The sequence below is a fragment of the Sporosarcina luteola genome, from assembly GCF_007991495.1.
GTDB lineage: Bacteria > Bacillota > Bacilli > Bacillales_A > Planococcaceae > Sporosarcina > Sporosarcina luteola.
Map to the genome: position 1 here is coordinate 1 of NZ_BJYL01000057.1, position 24,255 is coordinate 24,255.

The following is a 24,255-nucleotide window of genomic DNA, read 5'->3' on the forward strand; positions in this document are numbered from 1 at the left end:
TCTTATATAATACCATCCTGCAATCCCGATGTCAACAACTTTTATCAAAAAGTTTTAAGCTGTTTTGAAGTAGTTATTCACTTAGCGGAAATGCAACGTTATCTAATATACCATTTCATCTTGTTGAATGCAACTCTTTTTTTGAAGTAAGATTTATTCTACCTAAAAATTAATAAAAGCCGCCTCTCAATCCGTTTGGCGGCTAATTGGATTCATTCTACAATTTTAGCGATTGCCAAACTGCGATTTGTTGTGAGATCAATGATAAGCCCATCAGATTCTTTTTTAATCATCGGTCTTAGCGGAGTATCCCGATGCACAAACATGATTTCCCCGAGTTCTCCGTCAGTCAGTTTTACTCTTGTTCCTATAGAAAGATTACCAACTAACTTATGCAGAGCTTCCACGACTTTAATATCGAATTTGCCGAATTCCTCCTCCTTGATCATCTCAATAACTTTGAAGGAAGAGTGTTTCGTTCTATATAACCTTTCGGATGTCATAGCATGAAAGACATCGGAAACGGCTAGTATTTGCGAGAATACGGAAATGCTTTCCATTTTTTCACCACGCGGGTAACCGCTTCCGTCCAGACGTTCATGATGTTGAAGGATTGCTAATTTCATATCCTGACGAAGCAATGGACTATCCTGTATCATTTTAACGCTGAATAGCGTATGTTTTTTCACTTCGTTGTATTCCTCTTTCGAAAGGAATGCTGTTTTCTCCAAAATGGAAGGTGCTATTTTAGCCATACCGCAATCAGCCAATACACCCGCAAGCCCGAGTTGAAGCGTATCCCCCTTATCAAAGCCCATTTGATTGCTAATTGCTGAGGATAAGATGCCGACAGCAATGGAATGATGGTAAATATATTCTTCTGGGTTCGAAAAGTCGTTAAGCATTGTCAATATTCTTTTTTGTGTAAGCGACTTTTCCAGAAGAGGAATAATGAAGGAACGGACTTTTGCAATGTCGGGGCGTTGTCCGGAACGCCAGTGTTTGAATTCCTTTTTATAATTGCTGACTGTCTCGTTATATTCCTTACGCAGTAAATACATACTAACCGGTATATTATCAAGCACGTCATCTGCATTGATAGTCTGTTCCGACTCCGGGACATCCTTTTTTGTCACACGCTCTTCCACTTTCACGCGTTTTATTCCAAAGGCTCTTAACACTTCTATATGTTCTAATGAAAGTTCAGTGTCTTTTCGCATAATCGGAAACTTCGTTTTGCAGTAAACATCTTCATTCAATAAAATCCCTGCACGCAGCTCACTAATGTTCTTATATACTTCCATAATTAATCTCACCGCTTTCCGATCATCTCTTATGTTCTATCATACTGTAAATATTCGAAATAGACGATAGAAAAAAGGTTATCGAAACGACTTTTGTCGTTCCAATAACCTTTTTACCTTACTCTTCGTCTTGTTCTTCTATTTCTTCTATTTCATTCTTTTCTGCAGCTTCAACGATTTCATCTTCTTCATCGTCTTGCTCTTTCTCAACCTTTGCAACTGTTGCAACATGCTCATCTTCTCCTAAACGGATTAGACGGACACCTTGCGTGCTTCGGCCAATTAATGAAATATCCTCAATATCCATACGGATTAAAATTCCATGAATGGTGATCAGCATGAGGTCTTCCGAGCCATTAACAGTTTTCATTGCTACTAGTCGGCCGTTCCGATCTGTCACATTCAATGTTTTCAAACCATAGCCGCCACGGGATTGGATGCGATACTCGTCTTCAGGAGTCCGTTTTCCGAAGCCCTTTTCAGTAACAACGAGGATTTCATCGTCTTCCGAAACGGTATCCATGCCTACAGCGATGTCTCCCTCACGTAGACGAATTCCACGCACGCCGCTCGCGACACGTCCCATAGAGCGGATATCCCGTTCATCAAATTTAATGAGCATACCATCTCTCGTACCGATGGCGATATTTTGCTCTCCATTTGTCATCTTCACGCCAATCAATTCATCATCCCCACGTAGCGTAAGGGCGATCAAGCCATTTGAGCGGATATTGGCAAAATCAGCGACGGATGTACGTTTTACGATACCGGAACGTGTTGCGAAGAAGAGGTATTTATCCACTTCAAACTTCTCTACCGGAATCATCGCTGTCACTTTTTCATCTTTATCAAAATCTAACAGATTAATGATCGGCAGTCCTTTTGCCGTACGGCTGAATTCAGGCACTTCATATCCCTTTTTACGGAACACTCTTCCTCTGCTTGTAAAGAATAGAATCGTATCATGTGTGGAAGTGTTCAATAAGTGCTCGACAAAGTCGTCGTCATTCGTCCCCATTCCTTGGATACCGCGGCCTCCACGGCGTTGGCTCCGATAGGTGTTCGCAGGAAGACGTTTAATATAGCCGTTATGTGTCAACGTCAATACCGAGTTTTCCACAGGGATGAGATCTTCATCCTCAAGCATTTCAGCGCCGCCGCTTCCAATTTCGGTTCTACGGTCGTCCGAAAAACGATGTTTTACTTCTAGAAGTTCTTCTCGGATGATTTGAACCACTTTTTCTTCATCTGCAAGGATTGCACGTAATTCCGCAATCAATACTAAAAGTTCCTGGTATTCGTTCTCGATTTTATCACGTTCCAAACCAGTTAAACGTTGGAGACGCATATCAAGAATTGCTTGAGATTGGCGTTCAGACAGGTTAAAACGTTCCATCAAGCCGGTTTTAGCTTCATCCGTTGTCTTCGAACCGCGAATCAGCGCGATGATTTCATCGATATGATCAAGTGCGATCCGTAAACCTTCCAAAATATGCGCACGGTCTTCCGCCTTATTCAACTCAAATTGGGTCCGTCTGCGGATAACAACTTTTTGGTGCTCTAAGTAGTGATAAAGGATTTCTTTAAGCGCCAAAATTTTAGGCTGGCCATCGACGAGCGCAAGCATGTTAATGCCGAAACTTGATTGAAGGGCAGTATGTTTATAAAGATTATTCAACAGCACATGTGCGTTTGCGTCTCTGCGCACTTCAATGACGATGCGCATTCCAGTCCTATCAGATTCATCCGCAAGATGCGTAATGCCTTCAATACGTTTGTCCCGGACAAGTTCAGCAATTTTTTCGATCAGACGCGCTTTATTCACCTGATACGGCAATTCTGTAACGATAATCGTTTCTTTGCCGTTGGAACTCTGTTCAATTTCGATTTTGCCACGGATGACAATCGATCCGCGGCCAGTTTCGTAAGCTCTTCTAATCCCGCTTCTTCCAAGGATAATACCGCCTGTTGGAAAATCAGGCCCAGGAATGATTTCCATCAATTCTTCAGTTGTGATTGTCGGATTATCGGCCATCGCGAGCACCCCGTCAATCGTTTCTCCTAAGTGATGAGGGGGGATGTTTGTCGCCATACCGACCGCGATTCCCGAAGTACCGTTAACGAGCAAGTTCGGGAAACGGCTAGGTAAAACGATAGGCTCTTTTTCCTGGCCGTCATAGTTATCCTGATAATCAATCGTGTCTTTATTAATATCGCGAAGCAACTCCATTGCAATACGGGACATCCTAGATTCCGTATATCGCATCGCAGCCGCTGAATCACCATCGACAGAACCGAAGTTTCCGTGTCCGTCAACGAGCATATAGCGATAGTTGAAATCCTGCGCCATCCTTACCATCGTGTCGTATACGGCGCTATCACCGTGCGGGTGATACTTACCGATAACATCACCTACGATACGGGCCGATTTCTTATGTGGTTTATCCGCAGTGTTCCCAAGATCCTGCATCGCGTAGAGGATACGACGATGGACAGGTTTCAATCCATCTCTCACGTCCGGCAATGCCCGGGAGACGATAACACTCATTGCATAGTCAAGAAAGGATGTTTTCATCTCCGTACTGATGTTGATGCCTTGGACACCACGTTTAGGCATATCTGCCATATTGTCATACTCCTTTCAACTCAGGCGCAATTCAAGACAGCCTGTCAACTGAACAAAGCACCTGTCTGTTGCAGGCCTATGTTCACAATTTATTAATCAAGCATCTAAATTCTTTACATACATCGCGTTTTCCTCGATGAACTTGCGGCGCGGCTCCACTTCATCGCCCATCAATTGCTCGAAAGTTGCATCGGCGTCAAAAGCGTCTTCAAGATGCACTTGCAGAAGGGTCCGCTGATCCGGATCCATCGTTGTCTCCCATAATTGGGTCGCATCCATTTCACCGAGACCTTTATATCGTGTAATGACCGGTTTCGGTATAGAAGATAGACGGTCAAGGATCTCTTGCAGTTCTACTTCGTCGAAGCAGTATTCCTCATGCTTCCCTTGCTTCACCCGATAGAGAGGCGGCTGTGCGATATAGACATACCCCGCTTCGATCAATGGGCGCATGAAACGGAAGAAGAATGTCAACAACAGTGTCCGGATATGCGCTCCATCCACGTCGGCATCAGTCATGATGACAATTTTATGATAACGCGCCTTCGAAAGATTGAACTCATCCCCGATTCCCGTACCTAGCGCTGTGATCATCATCCTTATTTCGGCATTTCCTAAAATACGGTCCAGTCTAGCTTTTTCTACGTTCAGGATTTTACCACGTAAAGGCAAGATTGCTTGGAAATGACGGTCACGTCCGCTTTTTGCAGAACCACCCGCCGAATCACCCTCAACGATGTATAATTCGCTAATTTCGGGATTGCGTGAGGAGCAGTCTGCCAGTTTCCCAGGAAGGCTGGATACTTCCAGTGCCGATTTACGGCGTGTCAGCTCACGTGCGTTTTTCGCGGCAATACGTGCTCTTGCAGCCATGAGGCTTTTATCGATAATCATACGAGCCGAATTTGGATTCTCAAGAAGGAAGCGCTGAAAGCCTTCCGAAAACAACGTATTAGTAATCGTACTCACTTCAGAGTTGCCGAGCTTTGTTTTCGTTTGTCCTTCGAATTGCGGATCCGGGTGTTTAATCGAGACGATTGCGGTCAAGCCTTCACGGACGTCGTCGCCGGAAAGGTTCGGATCCGACTCTTTTAACATCCCGTTCTTTCTTGCGTAATCATTGATAACGCGCGTCAATGCTGTCTTGAATCCCGATTCATGTGTTCCGCCTTCGTACGTATTGATATTATTGGCGAATGATAAAAGGTTTTCAGCAAAACCGCCATTGTATTGCATTGCTATTTCAACAGAGATGCCGTCCTTTTCGCCTTCTATGAAAATCGGTTCCTCGTGGATCGGTTCTTTGTTTTGATTCAAATGCTGAACGTATGACTTGATACCGCCCTCATAATGGAATGTATCGACACGTTCCTCTTCGCCACGCTCATCTGTAATGGTGATGCGCAATCCTCTATTCAAATAGGCAAGTTCCCGAAGACGATGGGCCAAAATTTCGTATTCATAGACCGTCGTTTCCGTGAAGATCTCCGGGTCGGCTTTGAATCTTGTACGTGTACCAGTTTCATCAGTTGTTCCAATCACTTCAAGCTCCTGTACCAATGCCCCTCTTTCAAAACGGATGAAATAGACCTTTTCATCACGTCTTACGTACACTTCAGTAACTTCGGAAAGTGCGTTCACAACAGAAGCACCAACACCGTGCAATCCGCCTGAGACCTTATAGCCTCCGCCTCCGAATTTACCACCTGCGTGAAGAACTGTCATGATAACTTCCACGGCTGGTCTGCCTGTAGATTCCTGAATACCGACCGGAATACCACGTCCATTATCGTCAACGCGAATCCAATTATCTTTTTCAATTGTCACTTCAATATGGTCACAATAACCCGCCAGCGCTTCATCGATACTGTTATCGACAATTTCCCATACGAGATGGTGAAGCCCTCGCGAACTAGTTGTACCGATATACATGCCCGGACGTTTACGGACAGCCTCCAAGCCTTCAAGGACTTGGATCTGATTCGCATCATATGCTGTCTGCAATTCTTTTTCTTCCATAGCCAAAATGTTCACCTTTCCTTTCCGAACATCAATCACACATTACTACTTACTTCTTTACTTTAAAACAATTGACTGGATGACAGTTTCGATATCATCAGTCCTCTTTACCGGATACATGCCCAGCAGATACTTCGAATAACTCGGCCCTGCGTATCGTCTCATGATCAAGCCCAGCTATATTCGTCGTCGTGACGAATGTCTGGACTTGCCCTTGCATAATGTTGAGCAAATGAGACTGGCGATAATCATCCAGCTCGGACAATACGTCATCCAACAGGAGAACCGGAGTTTCACCGACTTCTTGTTTGACAAGATCTATTTCCGCAAGTTTTAAGGACAATGCCGTAGTCCGCTGCTGTCCCTGCGAACCGTATGTCTGTATATCATAGCCATTCACAAAAAAATGGAGATCATCACGGTGTGGCCCGATCAGTGTCATACCGCGTTCCAACTCACGACGTCTCGCTTCTTTTAATTTTTGGCTGAGTATTTCTTCCATCTGTTCAGCAGTCTGCCCAGAATCGAACTCTTTTAAAGTTCCATACGTCACTTTTAATTGTTCTATTCCACGAGAAATCCCTTTATGGATAGGTTCCGCCCATTTTTGGAGCAACTCGATGAAATAAAAACGTTTTCGGATGATTTGTACTGCGATTTGGATATATTGTTCTGTATATATATCGAACATGACGTCCGTAAAATCCAGTTTTCCACGATTGTCTTTGAGGATTGCATTTCGTTGCTTTAATATTTTTTGGAAGGTGAGCAGATCATGAAGATAGACAGGGGAAATTTGCCCGATCTCCATGTCTAAGAATCTTCTTCGAATCTGTGGGCTTCCCTTTACAAGATTCAAATCCTCAGGAGCAAACATGACAACATTGAGCTGACCGATATATAGGCTGAGGCGGTTTTGTTCCAAATGATTGACCCGCGCCTTCTTGCCTTTTTTAGATATCGTCAATTCAAGTGGAAGACGCCCATATTTCCGCTCTATGTCCCCTTCTATTTTACCATACTCTTGTTCCCAACGTATCAGTTCACGATCATTTGATGTACGGTGTGATTTAGCCATTGATAAGACATAGATCGCTTCCATGACATTCGTCTTGCCTTGGGCGTTTTCTCCGATCAGAACGTTGATTTGTGGGGAAAATGATAAATCGAGGGAAGAATAATTCCGATAATCCTTTAAAGCCAGTCGTTCAATGAACATCCGATTGACCGTCTAAGGATGTGGAAATTTTAACTCTTCCTACGCCGGGAATATTGATGACATCACCGTCGTAAAGTTTTTTGCCCCGTCTCCGCTCTTCTTCTCCGTTCACGTAAACTGTATGTTCTTCCAAATACCACTTAGCCATGCCTCCGGAACTTATACAATCCGTCATTTTCAGCAATTGGCCTAATGTGATGAATTCAGTATCGATTTTCACTATTTCCATCCGCTTTCATCCTTCGTAAATTAGTCTGTTCTTCTATTTTACCGAACTTTTGGCTATAAGTAAAAAGGATAGCCAAAAAAGTTGACTATCCTTGCATCTATTTCTCAAGTCTTAATTAAAATGTCCTCACCGGCAGGATCAATTGCAAGATCAGGTCATTTTCCATTGACGTCAATATGAATGGGCGCATTGCACCTGTGAAATGGATTGCGATGTCTTGACCGTCAATCGCTTTCAATGCATCCATCATATATTTTGCGCTGAAGGAAATTTTCAAGTCTTCTCCAGTTACATCTATCGCCTCAATCAATTCCTCAACTTTACCAACTTCCGGCGAATTGGATGATACTTCAATCGCTTTTCCACCATCAGCAGAGAAGCGAACAATATTGTTTCTTTCATCCCGAGCAAGTAAGGAAGCACGGTCAATTGCTTGTAATAACTGCCGGCCGTTTACTTGTACCGTCGTTTTATATTCAGAAGGGATTAATCTTGATGTATCCGGATAATTCCCTTCTAAAAGCCTTGAATAAAACAGCACGTTTCTGGATTTGAATAGAACTTGCTGATCCGCAATGACAATCTCCACTACATCTGCATTATCAGGAAGGATTTTGTTCAATTCTTGCAGGCTTTTTCCAGGAATGACAACGCTGAATGGGCTTTCCGGCATATTTTCCGGAACGATTTCTCTTCGTGCAAGTCGATGGCTATCTGTCGCTACGCATACAAGTTTTTCCTCATTCGTTTCCCAATGGACTCCGGTTAAAATCGGTCGTGTCTCTTGCTGGGACACTGCAAAAACAGTTTCTTTTATGAGTGATTTCATCAAGTCCGAAGGTAAAGAAAATCGATATTCGTCTTTGACATTCGGCAATACTGGATAATCATCAGAATTTGAGCCGATCAGATGAAATTCCGATTTTCCTGATTGAATATGGGTTTGCATCCCATTTTCAACTTCGATCGTAACATCATTCGTCGGTAATTTACGTACAATCTCACTGAATACTTTCGCTTGAAGGATGATAGATCCTGATTCAATTACGCGAATGATTTGTTCTCCATCTTCTTCAACCGGGATGAATGTACAAATCGTAATATCTGAATCACTTCCAGTCATCGTCAAGCCTTTATCATTCACTTCGATTTTTACGCCGGTCAAAATGGGGTTCGCCACTTTTTGACTGATTGCTTTCATGACATCATTCAATCCTTCAAGCAGCCAGTCTCTCATTATTTCAAATTTCATTTTGCACCCTCGCTTATATAATTATTAGTTAAGTAATAAAGATAGTAATAGTAATAGGGCCTGTGGAAATGTTGATAAGCCCCGAAATCCTATATATGAGAAAGCTATACACATGTGCATAAGCTGTGAATAGCTTGTTTCGTTTTTACAAGGTTATTCACATGTGGATGTTCAACCTCTGCCGAGGGCATTTTTAATTTCTTGAATATCCTGCTGCAGATTTTGATCATCCTTCAGTTGTTTGGAAATCTTTTCGTGAGCATGAATGACGGTCGAATGATCGCGGCCGCCAAATTCGGATCCGATCTTTGGTAAAGAGGAGTCCGTCAATTCGCGGGAGAGGTACATCGCAATTTGACGCGGAAATGCGATCGCTCTCGTTCTTTTCTTCGCGGAAAAGTCTTCAAGTCGGATATTGAAATGCTCTCCGACTGTTTTTTGAATATCTAATATGCTAACAGTACGCGGGCGGGAATTAGGGATAATATCTTTCAACGCTTCAGCTGCCAGATCCGTCGTAATGTCCATATTGACGAGCGAGGAGTAGGCAACTACACGTATTAATGCCCCTTCCAGTTCACGGATGTTCGTATCAATTTGGTTGGCGATGTATAACATCACTTCATCCGAAATATCGACAAGGCCGTCCGCCTTCGCTTTTTTACGTAAAATCGCAATCCTCGTTTCAAGATCGGGCGGTGCAATATCGGTAATTAATCCCCACTCAAACCGTGATCTAAGACGATCTTCCAAGGTCGGTATCTCTTTTGGAGGACGGTCACTGGAAATGATAATCTGCTTTGCTTCCTCATGTAATGTATTAAAAGTATGGAAAAATTCCTCTTGTGTCTGTTCTTTTCCGGCGATGAATTGAATATCGTCAATTAGAAGGACATCTACGTTCCGATACTGATTCCTGAAATCGCCGGCTTTATTATTCATGATGGAATTAATGAATTCATTCGTAAACTTCTCAGAAGACAAATAAACGACTTTAGCAGATGGATCCTGCTCCATTATATAATGTCCGATCGCATGCATAAGATGGGTCTTGCCAAGTCCCACGCCTCCGTATATGAACAAGGGGTTATACGATTTTGCGGGTGCTTCAGCAACAGCAAGCGAAGCAGCATGTGCAAATCGGTTTCCTGAACCGATAACGAATGTATCAAACGTATATTTTGGATTCAACATGACAGAAGCTGATTGGACAGGCGTTTTATCAGCTTGTTTTACAACTGGTTTCGGTATTTGGAAATCACTTTCTTCCATTTCTTTTGGAACAACAAAGTGAATTAATCGATCTTCTCCGGTCAATTCCGACAGGATGCCAGTTATCAAATGCACATAATGATTTTCCAACCAGTCCTTCGCAAATGAATTTGGAACAGCAATTGTCACGTTTTCATCGCCATAGGACATCAATTTTGTCGATTTAAGCCAAGTTTCGAAACTGGGTCTAGATATTTTATCTTCAATTTTCGACAAAACTTCATTCCATAACTTTTCTAGTTGATCCACTCGTGGGCCTCCTTTACAGTGAAATAAAAAAAACACATGAATATGTATTATACACAGAAAATGATCATGTGGATAAGAAATATCCAAAAGTGTTGAAAAAATTATCCACAACCTATCAACAATTGTGGATAATGAAATGGGCTCTTAAATTTGTTAACAGCAAAATCCTTTTTATTGTACCAAGAAACTATAAGGATGACAAGGGATTCTATGAGTTACTAACAATAGCGGCAATTGTGGAGAATTATCTTATCCACAGCTTTTCGTATGTGTAAAAGGTGTAGATAAGGACTGTGCATAAAAAAAACTCCGAAAAAATCTATGAACATATTTTTCAGCAAGTGTCATTCAGACATGTGGATAACTTAAATAGCAGTTTTTGAGTGGCTGGCGAATATTGTAGATAAAAATAAATAAATGAAAAACGGAAACGGATTATGCCGACGTGAAAAAAATAATTGACATTATGGCCAATGGCATTTATACTGTTCAAGACTGTCAGATAGTATAGGGACAATGCAGGAGGTGTCTTTGAAATGAAACGTACATTCCAACCAAATAAACGTAAACGTAGTAAAGTTCACGGCTTCCGTGCAAGAATGAGCTCAAAAAGCGGACGTAATATTCTCGCTGCTCGTCGTCGCAAAGGAAGAAAAGTGCTTTCAGCATAAGACCACTGGGAACAGTGGTTTTTTTTTGTATAAAAAGCGTAGGCGGCCTGCATAGATGCGACAGGCATAAGGTAAAGATACGAAGTGGCGCACTTTGCCACGCAGTAGCTTTGACTTATGACCCAAGCAGCTAGCGCCCGAAGCTGGATTAAAAAAAAGCGAAGGGCGCTTGCACAGCTGCGACAGGCATAAGACAAAGATGCGAAGTGGCGCCTTTTGCCACACAGCGTCTTTGCCTTATGACCCCGAGCAGCTAGCGCCCGAAGCTGGATTGGTAAAAAGGAGGTGCAGGTTTGAAAAAGCGTCAACGGATCAAAAAGAATGATGACTTTCAAAAAGTATTTAAACAAGGCAAGTCTGTTGCAAATCGGCAATTTGTCGTTTATTCCTATAGGAAGGAACAGCAACAAGAATTCAGGATCGGTTTGTCCGTTGGAAAGAAATTGGGGAATGCGGTGACGCGCAACCGTATCAAAAGATATATCCGTCAAGCCTTCCTTGAAATGAAAGAAGAACTGAAAAATGATAGAGATTATGTTATTATCGCCAGACACCAGGCGGCCAATCTGGACTTCCATGAAACAAAAAAGAGCTTGCAACACGTACTGAAGATTGCCAAGGCATTTAATAAGAAGTAGAACGTTATAAATGTTCATGATAAACTGAAATTAACAATAGACTTTGGAACAGATTTGGGGGAAACAAGTTGAAAAAAAGAACCGCGTTAATACTTATGCTTACTGTTGTATCCGTATTCCTGGCAGGCTGTGGGGAATTCAATCAACCGATATACGACACGAGCGAAGGATTTTGGAATAAATACATCGTTTGGCCGATCGTGTCTTTAATCGTTACTTTTAAAGATCTGTTAGGTACATATGGTTTCGGAATTATTGCCGTCACCATTATCATCCGCCTCGTCTTACTACCGCTTATGATCAAACAAGCACAAAATTCGAAGCGCATGCAAGAGATGCAACCGATCTTAAACGGCCTGAAAGAGAAATACAAATCGAAAGACGCTGTTACACAACAGAAATACCGCGAAGAAATGCAAAAAGTGATGACGGAGCAGAAAATAAATCCTGCCGCAGGGTGTTTACCTGTACTTATCCAGATGCCGATCATCATCGGACTATACCACGCCATTAGCAGGATGAATGCTACGCCTGAAATAGAAATCGGTAAATTCCTTTGGTTTGAACTTGGTACACCAAGCGTTATACTAGCAATCATTGCAGGTCTTATGCAATTCGTCGTCTTGCGTACGGGTCCAGCCATGGACAACCCGCAAATGAAAGTGATGATGTACATCATGCCTTTCATGATTATGTTCATGGGTACAATCTTGCCGGGAGCATTGGCACTTTATTGGGTTATCGGTAACATCATTTCAATTATCCAGAATATCTTCATTTACAAACCATTTAAGAAAAAAGAAGTGGCACCTGTAAAAGTGGGAGGGAAAAAGAAATGAATAGGATAACGCGAAAGGGAGCGACAGTGGAGGCCGCAATAACAGCGGCGTTGCAACAGCTCAATATGACGCGTGATGAAGTGGAAATCGAAATAGTTGATTCAGGGAAAAAAGGATTCCTGGGATTTGGTGCAAGGGAAGCGGAAGTCGCGGTGACTGTTAAAGAGACAGAGAAACCGAAAATTCCTGAAACCGAAGAGAAAAAAGAAGCCCCAATTCCTGAAATTGAGCAAAAAGAGAGTGAAAAGTCAGCTGAACCGTCAGAGGAAGTTTCTGAAAGTATCGAAGGGAAAAGCAAGCATCCCGATTCATCGGACGAGCAGGCAATAAATGAAACAAAAGCCTATGTGACGGCAATTGCTGAAGGAATGGGCATCAAAGATCTTGTCATTAATCATGAAGTGGATGGAAAATATCTTTCATTCCAATTGGAGAGCGAAAAGGCGGCTTTCCTTATTGGAAAGAGAGGGCAAACATTGAACGCATTGCAGCAATTGGCTCAGCTGATCGCAAACAAATACGCTGGACAATTTAAAGTCGTTCGTCTCGATGTAGGAGACTACCGTGAGCGACGTGAACAGTCATTAGAACAATTCGCAGAAAGAATGGCAGATCAAGCCGTGCGAAGTGGAAGAAAGGTTCAACTTGAACCAATGCCTTCCTATGAAAGGAAAGTTATCCATAATGCATTATCGAATAGATTGGATATAGAAACTCATTCCGAAGGCACGGATCCGAATCGATACCTTGTTATTGAACCGATTAATTAATCAAAAACCCGCAAAGTGGATGAATCGCTTTGCGGGTTTTTTAGTGCGTGATGAGATTTTTTCAGTTATCCACATTTATAAGGTGCGGGCACTATGAGAATGAGTGAATTTGTGATATTATATTTTGTTAGATAGTCATGTCAAAACGGTTATCCACATGTGGGTAACGAGTCAGGAAGGTGATGAAAATGCAATTTGATACTATAGCTGCCATATCCACTCCAATGGGGGAAGGAGCTATCGCCATCGTCCGGCTTAGTGGAGACGAAGCTATCAACATTTCGGATCGAATTTTTCGTTCTCCGTCAGGAAAAAAACTGGCGGACGAACAATCACATACAATTCATTACGGGCACTTAGTTGACCCATCTACTGGAAGTGTCGTCGAGGAAGTGATGGTATCCATCATGAAAGCACCGAAAACGTTCACCCGTGAAGATGTCGTCGAAGTGAATTGCCACGGCGGTGTGGTGGCGGTAAACCGTGTCCTCAACCTCGTGTTGAAAGAAGGGGCTCGCCTTGCGGAACCAGGCGAGTTTTCAAAGCGTGCATTTTTAAATGGACGCATCGATTTATCGCAAGCGGAAGCAGTCATGGACTTAATTCGCGCAAAAACCGATCGGGCGATGAATGTCGCTTTGAACCAAATGGAAGGGAAGCTCTCCAGGCTGATCGGCGAATTAAGACAAGCACTCCTTGAAACATTGGCGCAAGTCGAAGTGAACATTGACTATCCCGAATATGATGATGTCGAAGAAGTTACCATTCCACTCATGATTGAAAAAGGTACGTGGGTGAAAGAGGAAATCGAGAAACTATTGCGCACGTCCTCCCAAGGTAAAATCCTTCGTGAAGGACTATCAACAGTCATCATCGGGAGACCGAACGTCGGGAAGTCTTCATTACTGAACAGCCTCGTCCAGGAGAATAAGGCCATTGTTACAGAAATTGCTGGAACGACACGTGATATAATTGAAGAATACGTTAATGTCAGAGGCGTTCCGCTTCGTCTTGTCGACACAGCAGGCATCCGAGAAACGGAAGACATCGTTGAACGGATCGGCGTGGAACGATCCAGGCAAGTTTTGAAGGAAGCGGATCTCATACTCCTTGTCCTGAATAGTTCCGAAGAGCTCTCGGAAGAGGATATTCGTTTATTCGAAGCAACATCAGGCATGGACATGATTGTCGTCATCAATAAAACTGACCTCCCTCAGAAAATTGATATGCAGCAAGTGAATGATCTGGCAGGGAAGGGAACAATCGTGACGACATCCATCCTAAAAGAAGAGGGCGTCGATGAGCTTGAAGAAGCAATCGCCAAGCTTTTCTTCGAAGGAACGCTCGAAGCTGGGGACCTCACCTATGTATCAAATGCGAGACATATCGCATTGCTCCATAAAGCACATAAGACAATCCAGGACGCCATAGGCGCGGCTGAAGCAAATGTCCCCGTCGACATGATTCAGATTGATTTAACACGCACTTGGGAGCTCCTAGGCGAAATCGTCGGCGACACAGTCCAAGACAGCCTCATCAACCAATTATTCGCCCAGTTTTGTTTAGGAAAATAATTTAATTAATATTATTGTAGAGACACTTAGGATTGAAGCGGAAATCCGATATTTAAGACATAGACACGGCAATAGCAACACCATTCATAAAATAGGAAGGATGAACGAACATGCCACAATTTGAAGCAGGCACGTTCGATTGTATAGTCATCGGAGCAGGGCATGCCGGCGTTGAAGCGGCAATCGCCTCAGCAAAGATGGGTGCATCGACATTGGTGCTTACCATGAACCTCGATATGATCGCTTTCATGCCATGTAATCCATCACTCGGAGGCCCCGCAAAAGGTATAGTCGTCCGGGAAATCGATGCACTTGGCGGAGCAATGGGGAAAGTAATCGATAAAACACACATCCAAATGAGGATGCTGAATACAGGAAAAGGACCCGCAGTACGTGCACTTCGTGCGCAAGCAGATAAAGTCCTCTACCAACAAGAAATGAAACGCGTACTCGAAGAACAAGAAAACCTATCACTCCATCAAGGAGTTGTAGAAGAACTAATCGTCGAGGATGGCGAAGTGAAAGGGCTCATCACTCAAATCGGAGCAATCTACCGCGCGAAAGCAGTCATTATTACAACCGGTACTTTCCTTCGTGGAGAAGTCATTATCGGAGACTTGAAATATTCAAGCGGTCCGAACAACCAAATGCCGGCCATCAAGCTTGCAGAAAACTTGCAAGAGCTCGGACTTGAAACAATCCGTTTCAAAACCGGGACACCACCACGCATTAACGGCAATACAATTGATTACAGCAAAACGGAAATCCAACCAGGCGACGAAGAACCACGCGCATTCAGCTATGAGACAACAGAATTCATTATGGATCAATTGCCATGCTGGTTGACATACACAACACCGACAACACATGAAATTATCAACGAAAACCTTCATCTTTCCCCAATGTATTCCGGAATGATCAAAGGAAAAGGGCCAAGCTATTGCCCTTCAATTGAGGATAAAATCGTCCGTTTTGCGGATAAATCGCGTCATCAGATTTTCCTTGAGCCAGAAGGTCGAAATACGAAAGAATACTATGTACAAGGACTTTCAACAAGCTTGCCAGAACATGTTCAACGTCGATTGATCGAAAGTGTACCCGGATTAGAAAAGGCGGAAATGATGCGTGCCGGATACGCAATCGAATATGATTCCATCATACCGACTCAGCTTTGGCCGACACTCGAGACCAAAAAGATTAAAAACCTATACACTGCCGGCCAAATCAATGGAACATCAGGCTATGAAGAAGCAGCTGCGCAAGGCATCATGGCGGGCATCAATGCCGCAAGCAATGTGCTCGGAAAAGAAGAAGTTATTCTTGGAAGAGCTGATGCGTATATCGGAGTCCTCATCGATGACCTCGTGACAAAAGGAACGAGCGAACCTTATCGTCTTCTTACATCGAGAGCGGAATATCGTCTATTACTCCGTCATGATAATGCCGATTTACGTTTAACCGAAATCGGCTATAAGCTTGGAATGATAAGCGAAGAACGCTATGAAAAATTCCTTATTAAAAAGCAACAAATCGAAGAGGAGATTGAAAGACTTCGCAAAGTGACAATCAAGCCAAGTGAAGCCGTTCAAGAAATCATCAAAGACTCCGGCGGTACAGAGCTCCGTGAACCGATGAAAGCGGCAGACCTGTTAAAACGTCCGGAAATGAAATATAACCAAATTATCACTGTGGTGCCTCCAGAAGAAAAGAAATCCGAAGAAGTGGCAGAACAAGTTGAGATCTTCATTAAATATGAAGGTTATATTGAAAAGTCGATGCAGCAAGTCGAAAGAATGAAGAAAATGGAAAACAAGAGGATACCGGAAAACATTGATTACAATGCCATTACTGGAATTGCAAAAGAGGCGAAAGCTAATCTTACTGCAGTTAGACCATTGTCAATCGCACAAGCATCAAGGATATCCGGCGTAAATCCTGCAGACATTTCCATTCTTCTCGTTTATATAGAGCAAGGTAAGATTGCGAAAATATCAGGTTAACATCATGTGACTGATGTGGGTGTATTAAGTCCGCATCAGTCATTTTTTAAAAGGAGGATTCGAGTGAACGAACAACAATTTGTAGAAGCATTGCAAGAGAAGGGGATCAACCTGACGGAGTATCAGTTGCAGCAATTCGATAAGTATTTCCATATGCTAGTTGAATGGAATGAAAAAATGAACTTAACAGCAATTACAGACGCGCCGTCCGTTTATCTCAAACATTTTTATGATTCAATTACTGCTGCATTTTTTACAGACTTAACGGGACAAAAATCCATATGCGACGTAGGCGCTGGAGCTGGATTTCCAAGTATCCCATTGAAAATTTGTTTCCCAGAACTATCTGTTACAATCGTGGATTCTTTAAATAAAAGAATTACATTTTTAAACGAACTCTCTAATGAACTTAAATTGGATAACGTAAACTTTATCCATTCAAGAGCAGAGGATTTTGGTCAAAACCCAAAATACCGCGAGCAATTTGACATTGTAACTGCCCGCGCCGTAGCCCGATTAGCAGTTCTTTCAGAGCTCTGTATTCCTCTCGTAAAAGAGGGAGGCATTTTTATTTCCATGAAAGGCGCAGCAGCTGAAGAAGAACTAACGGATGCCAAAAAAGCAATCAACATTCTTGGGGCAGAGTTAATTGAAAAGTTTTCTTTCAGCTTGCCAATGGAAGAAAGCGAAAGAAATATTTTCACTTTAAGAAAAATCAAAAAGACACCGAAGAAATACCCACGCAAACCGGGAGTTCCTAACAAAACACCAATCACATAATTGTTCCACGTGAAACATTATAAAGTATTCTCTGATAAGTCAATATGGATTTATGTATATAGAACGAAAAAATGATTCATACATTGAGATTTCCATTGTTTGGAGTGGAAGGCGGCGACTCCAGCGGGAATAGCATGAGCTGAAGACCCCGCAACGAAGCGTAGCGAAGTGAGGAGGCTGAGGCCATGCCCGCGGAAAGCGTCCGCCTGGAACGGAAAACTGTTTAAGTTAATCTCTTTAGTTTGTTTTATATAGTATAATAAACATATATAATCTACCCTTTAATAAGTAGAATAGAGGATATATAATAGATATGACGAAATAGCTAATACGATGAGTAGTTTTGTAAAGGTGGTGTGGGGATGAAAAACACGTTTTCACGTTTCTTTGGCAGTACGGAAAAAGAACCTGAATTACAACAAATGGAGGAAACTCCACATGAAAAAGTCGATCAAGTGAAAATTGACTTGATCCGGCCAAATAAATATCAACCACGTACAATCTTTTCAGAAGAAAAAATCGAAGAGCTTGCGCGTACAATTCATACACATGGAGTTATTCAACCTATCGTCATTCGAAAAGTCGACGAAGAAGGTTATGAAATCATTGCAGGTGAACGTAGATTTCGTGCAATGAAGAAACTCGGTTGGGAAGAAGTACCTGCAATTGTCCGGAATTTGGATGACAGGGAAACAGCTTCAATTGCTTTGATTGAGAACTTGCAACGTGAAGAATTAACTGCAATCGAGGAAGCATTTGCCTATGAAAAACTATTGGAATTACACGGATTGACCCAAGAAGCCTTGGCGCAACGTCTTGGAAAAGGGCAGTCGACAGTTGCCAATAAGCTGCGGTTATTAAAGCTTCCAAATGAAATAAAAGATAAGATCCTAACGAAGGAACTGTCTGAAAGGCATGCACGAGCATTGATTTCCGTTAAGGATCCTGAGTTGCAAACCAAACTGGCCAATGAAGCGATTGAAGAACAACTGAACGTTAAGCAATTAGAGGAACGCATTCAGCAAGTATTAAACCCAGTTGAAGATGAAAAAGGCAAGAAAAAAGCGGTCAAAAGAAAATCTGTCAGCAAAGATGTCCGAATCGCTCTAAATACGATCAGACAGTCATTGGCACTTGTAACAAAAAGCGGCATTAACGTAAAGACTGAAGAGGAAGATACGGAGGAATTTTACACGATTACCGTCAAAATTCCGAAGAATAAATAATGATGATCATTATAAAGCATCCAATGAATCCCGTTTGTTAAGCGGGACGACTCTTGCTTGACTGAAGCAGGAGTTTTTTTGTGCTATACATTACCACGGACAGTCGTTTTTTGATAAACTATAATAGAATGATTGAAATTACTAGAATGTCCAGCAAACTATGTTTTTCATAGATTCATTAGTACAAGTATGAAGAGTGAGAAAGCAGGTGCAAGCGTGGGAAAAATAATAGCAATCGCCAATCAAAAAGGAGGAGTCGGAAAGACAACTACTTCGGTTAACTTAAGTGCTTGCCTTGCGCATATTGGCAAAAAGGTATTACTCATTGACGCCGATCCACAAGGAAATGCAACAAGTGGGGTAGGGGTCAATAAGGGAGATGTACACCAATGCATCTATGATATGTTAATCGATGACGTCCATATAAAGGAAGTCATTCACCATACGAAAATGGAAAACCTGGACATCGTTCCGGCAACCATTTCTTTGGCGGGTGCAGAAATAGAGCTAGTTTCAACTATTTCAAGGGAAGTCCGGATGAAGCATGCAATTCAGGGAGCTAAAGAACTGTATGATTTCATCATTATTGATTGCCCGCCGTCTTTAGGTTTATTGACAATCAATTCATTAACAGCCGCAGATTCTGTCATTATTCCCGTTCAATGCGAATATTATGCTTTGGAAGGTTTAAGCCAGTTGCTCAGTACAATTAGGCTCGTCCAAAAGCATTTGAACGAAAGCCTGATGATTGATGGTGTGTTATTGACAATGTTTGACGCTAGAACAAATTTAGGGATTCAAGTAATTGAGGAAGTAAAAAAGTATTTTCAGGATAAAGTATACGGAACAATCATTCCACGGAATGTACGATTGAGTGAAGCTCCAAGTCATGGCGAACCAATTATCATTTATGATTCAAGATCAAGGGGCGCGGAAGTATATTTAGAGCTGGCAAAGGAAGTGGTGCACAATGGCTAAAGGTCTAGGAAAGGGTTTAAACGCTTTATTCCCCGATGAGTCATTAACGAAAGCGGAAGCAATCGAGAATATCCGATTGAAGAGCATTAAAGTGAATCCCTATCAGCCAAGGAAAATATTCGATGAAAATGCGATCCAAGAATTAAGTGAGTCCATAAAAGAACATGGTGTTTTACAACCTATCATCGTCAGGAAAGTCGGAACGATGTATGAAATTGTTGTGGGAGAAAGACGTTTCAGAGCAGCAAAGCTTGCAGGATTGGTTGAAATACCCGCAGTTGTCCGCCAACTGACAGATGAAGAATCAATGGAAATGGCGATCCTTGAAAACTTGCAACGTGAAGATCTAACGCCGATCGAGGAAGCGGAAGCTTATCAAAAACTGATGGATAATCTTAGTCTGACACAGGAACAACTTGCATTTAGACTAGGGAAAAGTAGGCCGCATATAGCGAATCATGTCCGACTACTTAGCCTGCCGGAAAAAGCTCGGAAAATGATTACAGATGGTAAACTTTCAATGGGGCATGGCAGAACTTTACTCGGGCTTCGTAAAAAAGAACAAATCCTTTTGATAGCTGAAAAGACGATACAAGAAGGATTGAACGTCAGACAGCTAGAACGACTAGTTCATAAATTAAATGAAGATGTTCCACGTGAAACAAAGTCAGAAAAAAAGAACATATTTCTTCAGGAAAAAGAGTCGAACTTACGTGAATATTTCGGCACTAATGTAACAATTAAAAAGACGAAAAACAAGGGGAAAATCGAAATCGAGTTTTTCACAGAAGAAGATCTTGAAAGGATCCTTGAATTATTGAATGAATAAGCATGTACCTATTTTGCTCATAATGCAAAATAGGTATTATTTTTAGTAGACGGAAGTGAAAACCTTGGTTTTATTCGGTTCGATAGTAAATATTGTATTAATCATAGTAGGAACGTTAATTGGTCGCTTTTTAAACAATATTCCAGAACGGATGAAAGAAACCGTTATGTATGGAATAGGCCTGGCTGTTGTTGCAATCGGTATCCAAATGACATTTGAAAGCACACAAATACTTATCGTCATAATAAGTATTGTTGTTGGAGCACTCATTGGCGAATGGATGGACCTTGATGGCAAGATCAATCAATTAGGAAAATGGCTAGAACGTAAATTGCCATCACAAAAGCAAGGCCCTGGTATTGCGCAAGGATTTGTCACAGCAACATTGATTTTCGTTGTAGGCTCGATGGCTATAATTGGGGCAATCGATAGCGGACTGCGGAATGATCATGATGTTTTGATCATGAAGGGAGTGCTAGATGGATTCACCTCAATTATTCTAAGCTCCACACTCGGTCTAGGTGTAATGTTCGCAGCAGTCCCTGTATTCCTTTATCAAGCAATCATCACATTGTTTTCAACACAAATAAGCCGCTTCGTGCCGGATGATTTATTGCAATTTTTCATATCTGAAATGACGGCTACTGGGGGTCTCATGATTGTTGGAATCGGCTTGAATTTAATCGGTATAACGAAAATGCGTGTTGCCAATTTTATTCCTGGAATTCTTGTTGTGGGAGTCGTCGTTACGATCGTTCATTTCCTGTTTTAAATCTTCCATATGCAAGTTGCAAGGAGCGGGAAATAATCCGGCTCATTTCGAAAGGGAGATGCAGTCGTGTACTTTGTAGGACAGCTTGCTCCATGAAACCCGAAATGTTGACGACCCCTTTGATGGACAAATTTCCAACTGGGGGCAATTCTTTTCCGACCGCCTTGCCGGGGTAAAGCGGTCCATTATGGAGAAGCAGCTGGCCAATCGAGTCGCTTTTGCCTAAACAAGCATCTATCGCGACTATAAATGTTGAAGGATCCTTCTTAAGTCTCTCTTCCAACTTCTCTTGTAAATTCAAAGCGTGTAAAGGGTTTTCTAGAGTACCAATTACTGAAAACGGGAATAGTAAGGATTCGGATAAATGGGAACCGGTTAATGGCCCTAATGCATCTCCAGTGGAACGATCAGTTCCAATACAAAAAAAGGCGAGGGCATCTTGATGAAAAGGGATGTGTTCGAGAAAAAATGTGCTGAGTTTCCAAACTGCACCCGTCTCATCATAATGAATCCGGTAATCATAATCCGTGGAAAGTGTTGTGTGCATGACAAAACCCCATTCTAATTTATTAATCCAACATGTATTGATTGTTTAGCAGTATACGCGGCTGGAGATGAATTTATACGGAAAGGAAGTTTAAGAGTGGCAATAGAGAAGAAGGAGAAATTAAAAGATTTGATAAGGGATATGTTCTTCAATGAAGATACAGAAAAAGTGAGCAGGTTCATATTTGATGAAGATACATGGATTCATATATTATCTGTCGCTATTCGGATAGGAATTATCATTACAGTTGCTTTTATAGTCGTGAAAATAGGAAAGTCTATTATTAGACGTCTATTCAAAATAAAACTGAAAGGACCAATCCGGAAAGAGGAACGGCGTGAAATGACGCTCCTAAAGTTACTGGAAAACACACTCACTTACGTCGTCTTTTTTACTGCGATTATAGCCGTGTTAGATGAGTTCAATATGGACGTGAAAGGATTGTTGGCCGGGGCTGGTGTATTGGGACTCGCAGTCGGATTCGGGGCACAAAGCCTAGTGAAGGATGTCATTTCAGGATTCTTCATTCTTTTTGAAGATCAGTTTTCAGTAGGCGATTATGTACAAATCGGATCGGCGGAAGGTATGGTCGAGGAAATTGGACTGCGAACAACGAAGATTAAAAACTTCACAGGAGAGGTCTTCATTTTACCGAATGGCTCAATTGCTCAAGTCGTCAATTATTCTTTGAAGAACTCTTTGGCAATTGTCGACGTAACGATAAAGTTTGAACTTGGCATTGAAAAAGTAGAGAAATCGATAGAGGCATTTCTGGAGACGATGAGCAAGGACAATCCCGACCTCCTCGGAAACCCCAGACTAATCGGTGCCCACGACTTTACCGAAGATGCCGTGATTGAGCGGATTATCGTCGAGACAAAACCGATGCGTCATTTTGATACTGCGCGGAGTATAAGTATGGGGCTGAAAAAGTCCCTTGAGCAGGAAGGAATTGAAATACCCTATCCAACACTTGTAACGAAGTCCTTTGATAATCAATAATAAGGAAAGGGTGGTGCAACTATATGGTCGATAAAGAATTTAATTTAAATGACGTAGTGGAGATGAAAAAACCGCACCCATGCGGAACGAACGCTTGGAAAATCATCCGGATGGGCGCCGATATACGTATCAAATGTGAAGGATGCGGGCATAGCGTTATGATTCCACGTAATGAGTTTGCGAAGAAAATGAAAAAAGTGCTCGTTAAGGCGGAAGCCGAACATTAATTAGACAGGAACGCCAACTATTCTTATAATGGAAGAGTTGTAATGATAATTGTTGAAATTGACCTATATGAAAGGTTGGGAAATAAATGGCGTTAACAGCAGGAATCGTCGGATTGCCGAACGTTGGAAAGTCGACATTATTTAATGCAATTACAAAAGCTGGAGCAGAGGCGGCTAACTATCCGTTCTGTACAATCGATCCGAACGTTGGGATCGTAGAAGTTCCAGATGAGCGTCTTCAGAAGTTGACTGAGCTCGTCGTACCAAAAAAGACCGTACCGACTGCATTCGAATTTACAGATATTGCAGGGATTGTTGAAGGAGCAAGCAAAGGGGAAGGATTGGGTAATAAATTCCTATCCCATATCCGTGAAGTCGATGCAATTTGCCAAGTCGTCCGTTGCTTCAATGATGAAAACATTACCCATGTTTCCGGAAAAGTGGATCCAATTTCAGATATCGAAGTCATTAACCTGGAACTAATACTCGCTGACATGGAAAGCGTGGACAAGCGTTTGACACGTGTCTCCAAAATGGCAAAGCAAAAAGACAAGGACTCAATGGCGGAAGAGCCGGTTCTATTGAAACTGAAAGATGCTTTTGAAAATGAAAAGCCTGCCCGTTCAGTGGAATTGCCACCTGAAGAATTCGCCCTTATTAAGGGCATGCATCTTCTAACGATCAAGCCGATGCTTTACGTCGCAAACGTCTCTGAAGACGAAATTGCGGATGCTGAAAATAATGAGTACGTGAAAATCGTCCGAGAATTTGCTGAGAAGGACAACGCAGAAGTCATCGTTGTCTGTGCGAAAATCGAGGAAGAGATGGCCGAGTTGGATGAAGAGGAAAAAGCAATGTTCCTTGAAGAACTAAACATCAAAGAATCAGGCCTCGATCAATTGATTAAAGCAGCTTATCATTTATTGGGCTTAGCTACGTATTTCACGGCAGGCGTCCAAGAAGTGCGCGCATGGACATTCCGTAAAGGGATGAAAGCACCACAATGCGCAGGCGTCATCCATACAGACTTCGAACGCGGATTCATCCGAGCTGAAACAGTATCCTACGATGCCCTAGTAGAAGCAGGCTCCATGGCAGCAGCGAAAGAAGCTGGCAAAGTCCGTCTCGAAGGAAAAGAATATGTCGTTCAAGACGGGGACGTCATGCTATTCCGTTTTAACGTATAAAGAAAAACAGCTCGAAAGGAAAAACCTTTTGAGCTGTTTTTTTAA

The 24,255-nt window shown here is 42.2% G+C and carries 22 protein-coding genes; 14 read left to right on the top strand and 8 right to left on the bottom strand.

Going from position 1 to position 24,255, the window contains the following annotated elements; genetic code table 11:
* Positions 1 to 212: 212 nt before the first annotated feature.
* The 7 genes from SLU01_RS16735 to dnaA all read right to left on the bottom strand — a co-directional run bounded on the left by SLU01_RS16735 (position 213) and on the right by dnaA (position 10,170).
* Positions 213 to 1,304, bottom strand: coding sequence for an HD-GYP domain-containing protein (locus SLU01_RS16735; RefSeq protein WP_147060468.1), 1,092 nt, complete (start codon positions 1,302 to 1,304; stop codon positions 213 to 215).
* Positions 1,305 to 1,422: 118 nt separating this feature from the next.
* The gene (gene gyrA / locus SLU01_RS16740) at positions 1,423 to 3,930 is read right to left on the bottom strand and encodes a DNA gyrase subunit A (RefSeq protein ID WP_147060470.1); all 2,508 of its coding nucleotides are present in this window, start codon (positions 3,928 to 3,930) and stop codon (positions 1,423 to 1,425) included.
* 96 nt (positions 3,931 to 4,026) lie between these two features.
* Positions 4,027 to 5,949: a DNA topoisomerase (ATP-hydrolyzing) subunit B gene (gene gyrB, locus SLU01_RS16745; protein WP_147060504.1), complete on the bottom strand. Its 1,923-nt coding sequence runs from the start codon at positions 5,947 to 5,949 to the stop codon at positions 4,027 to 4,029.
* Between the two features lie 97 nt (positions 5,950 to 6,046).
* Entirely contained in the window at positions 6,047 to 7,168 is a 1,122-nt protein-coding gene (gene recF / locus SLU01_RS16750; RefSeq protein ID WP_147060472.1) for a DNA replication/repair protein RecF, read from the bottom strand.
* Positions 7,158 to 7,397: a S4 domain-containing protein YaaA gene (gene yaaA / locus SLU01_RS16755; RefSeq protein WP_147060474.1), complete on the bottom strand. Its 240-nt coding sequence runs from the start codon at positions 7,395 to 7,397 to the stop codon at positions 7,158 to 7,160. The genes recF and yaaA overlap by 11 nt, the downstream gene beginning before the upstream one ends.
* A gap of 115 nt (positions 7,398 to 7,512) precedes the next feature.
* Entirely contained in the window at positions 7,513 to 8,649 is a 1,137-nt protein-coding gene (gene dnaN / locus SLU01_RS16760; RefSeq protein ID WP_147060476.1) for a DNA polymerase III subunit beta, read from the bottom strand.
* 171 nt (positions 8,650 to 8,820) lie between these two features.
* Complete coding sequence (dnaA, locus tag SLU01_RS16765; RefSeq protein WP_147060478.1) at positions 8,821 to 10,170, bottom strand: chromosomal replication initiator protein DnaA; 1,350 nt, start codon at positions 10,168 to 10,170, stop codon at positions 8,821 to 8,823.
* 536 nt (positions 10,171 to 10,706) lie between these two features.
* Here dnaA and rpmH point away from each other — a divergent pair.
* From rpmH to SLU01_RS16820, 11 genes are all read left to right on the top strand, one after another.
* Entirely contained in the window at positions 10,707 to 10,841 is a 135-nt protein-coding gene (gene rpmH / locus SLU01_RS16770) for a 50S ribosomal protein L34 (protein ID WP_147060480.1), read from the top strand.
* Between the two features lie 293 nt (positions 10,842 to 11,134).
* Positions 11,135 to 11,479, top strand: a complete 345-nt coding sequence (gene rnpA / locus SLU01_RS16775; RefSeq protein WP_147060482.1) for a ribonuclease P protein component — start codon at positions 11,135 to 11,137, stop codon at positions 11,477 to 11,479.
* A gap of 68 nt (positions 11,480 to 11,547) precedes the next feature.
* Positions 11,548 to 12,318 (top strand): membrane protein insertase YidC, encoded by a 771-nt coding sequence (gene yidC / locus SLU01_RS16780; protein WP_147060484.1) that lies wholly within the window; start codon positions 11,548 to 11,550, stop codon positions 12,316 to 12,318.
* Positions 12,315 to 13,088 (top strand): RNA-binding cell elongation regulator Jag/EloR, encoded by a 774-nt coding sequence (gene jag, locus SLU01_RS16785; protein ID WP_147060486.1) that lies wholly within the window; start codon positions 12,315 to 12,317, stop codon positions 13,086 to 13,088. The genes yidC and jag overlap by 4 nt, the downstream gene beginning before the upstream one ends.
* A 188-nt stretch (positions 13,089 to 13,276) precedes the next feature.
* On the top strand, positions 13,277 to 14,662 hold the full coding sequence (gene mnmE, locus SLU01_RS16790) for a tRNA uridine-5-carboxymethylaminomethyl(34) synthesis GTPase MnmE (protein ID WP_147060488.1): 1,386 nt from the start codon (positions 13,277 to 13,279) through the stop codon (positions 14,660 to 14,662).
* 110 nt (positions 14,663 to 14,772) lie between these two features.
* Positions 14,773 to 16,662: a tRNA uridine-5-carboxymethylaminomethyl(34) synthesis enzyme MnmG gene (gene mnmG, locus SLU01_RS16795; RefSeq protein ID WP_147060490.1), complete on the top strand. Its 1,890-nt coding sequence runs from the start codon at positions 14,773 to 14,775 to the stop codon at positions 16,660 to 16,662.
* A gap of 63 nt (positions 16,663 to 16,725) precedes the next feature.
* Positions 16,726 to 17,442: a 16S rRNA (guanine(527)-N(7))-methyltransferase RsmG gene (gene rsmG / locus SLU01_RS16800; protein WP_147060492.1), complete on the top strand. Its 717-nt coding sequence runs from the start codon at positions 16,726 to 16,728 to the stop codon at positions 17,440 to 17,442.
* A 422-nt stretch (positions 17,443 to 17,864) separates the two neighbouring features.
* On the top strand, positions 17,865 to 18,668 hold the full coding sequence (gene noc, locus SLU01_RS16805; protein ID WP_373866428.1) for a nucleoid occlusion protein: 804 nt from the start codon (positions 17,865 to 17,867) through the stop codon (positions 18,666 to 18,668).
* A 216-nt stretch (positions 18,669 to 18,884) separates the two neighbouring features.
* Complete coding sequence (locus tag SLU01_RS16810; protein ID WP_147060496.1) at positions 18,885 to 19,646, top strand: ParA family protein; 762 nt, start codon at positions 18,885 to 18,887, stop codon at positions 19,644 to 19,646.
* Entirely contained in the window at positions 19,639 to 20,475 is an 837-nt protein-coding gene (locus SLU01_RS16815; RefSeq protein ID WP_147060498.1) for a ParB/RepB/Spo0J family partition protein, read from the top strand. Before SLU01_RS16810 ends, SLU01_RS16815 begins: the two co-directional genes overlap by 8 nt.
* Before the next feature lie 64 nt (positions 20,476 to 20,539).
* Positions 20,540 to 21,247: a DUF554 domain-containing protein gene (locus tag SLU01_RS16820; protein ID WP_147060506.1), complete on the top strand. Its 708-nt coding sequence runs from the start codon at positions 20,540 to 20,542 to the stop codon at positions 21,245 to 21,247.
* On the opposite strand, the gene yyaC is transcribed toward SLU01_RS16820, so the two are convergent.
* Positions 21,222 to 21,794, bottom strand: coding sequence for a spore protease YyaC (gene yyaC, locus SLU01_RS16825; RefSeq protein ID WP_246111026.1), 573 nt, complete (start codon positions 21,792 to 21,794; stop codon positions 21,222 to 21,224). The genes SLU01_RS16820 and yyaC overlap by 26 nt on opposite strands.
* Positions 21,795 to 21,890: 96 nt before the next feature.
* On the opposite strand from yyaC, the gene SLU01_RS16830 reads away from it, so the two are divergent.
* The 3 genes from SLU01_RS16830 (at position 21,891) to ychF (ending at position 24,210) form a co-directional block, all read left to right on the top strand.
* Positions 21,891 to 22,796: a mechanosensitive ion channel family protein gene (locus SLU01_RS16830; protein ID WP_246111027.1), complete on the top strand. Its 906-nt coding sequence runs from the start codon at positions 21,891 to 21,893 to the stop codon at positions 22,794 to 22,796.
* A 23-nt stretch (positions 22,797 to 22,819) separates the two neighbouring features.
* On the top strand, positions 22,820 to 23,023 hold the full coding sequence (locus SLU01_RS16835) for a DUF951 domain-containing protein (RefSeq protein ID WP_147060500.1): 204 nt from the start codon (positions 22,820 to 22,822) through the stop codon (positions 23,021 to 23,023).
* Positions 23,024 to 23,109: 86 nt separating this feature from the next.
* Positions 23,110 to 24,210 (top strand): redox-regulated ATPase YchF, encoded by a 1,101-nt coding sequence (gene ychF / locus SLU01_RS16840; protein ID WP_147060502.1) that lies wholly within the window; start codon positions 23,110 to 23,112, stop codon positions 24,208 to 24,210.
* The last annotated feature ends 45 nt before the right edge of the window (positions 24,211 to 24,255 follow it).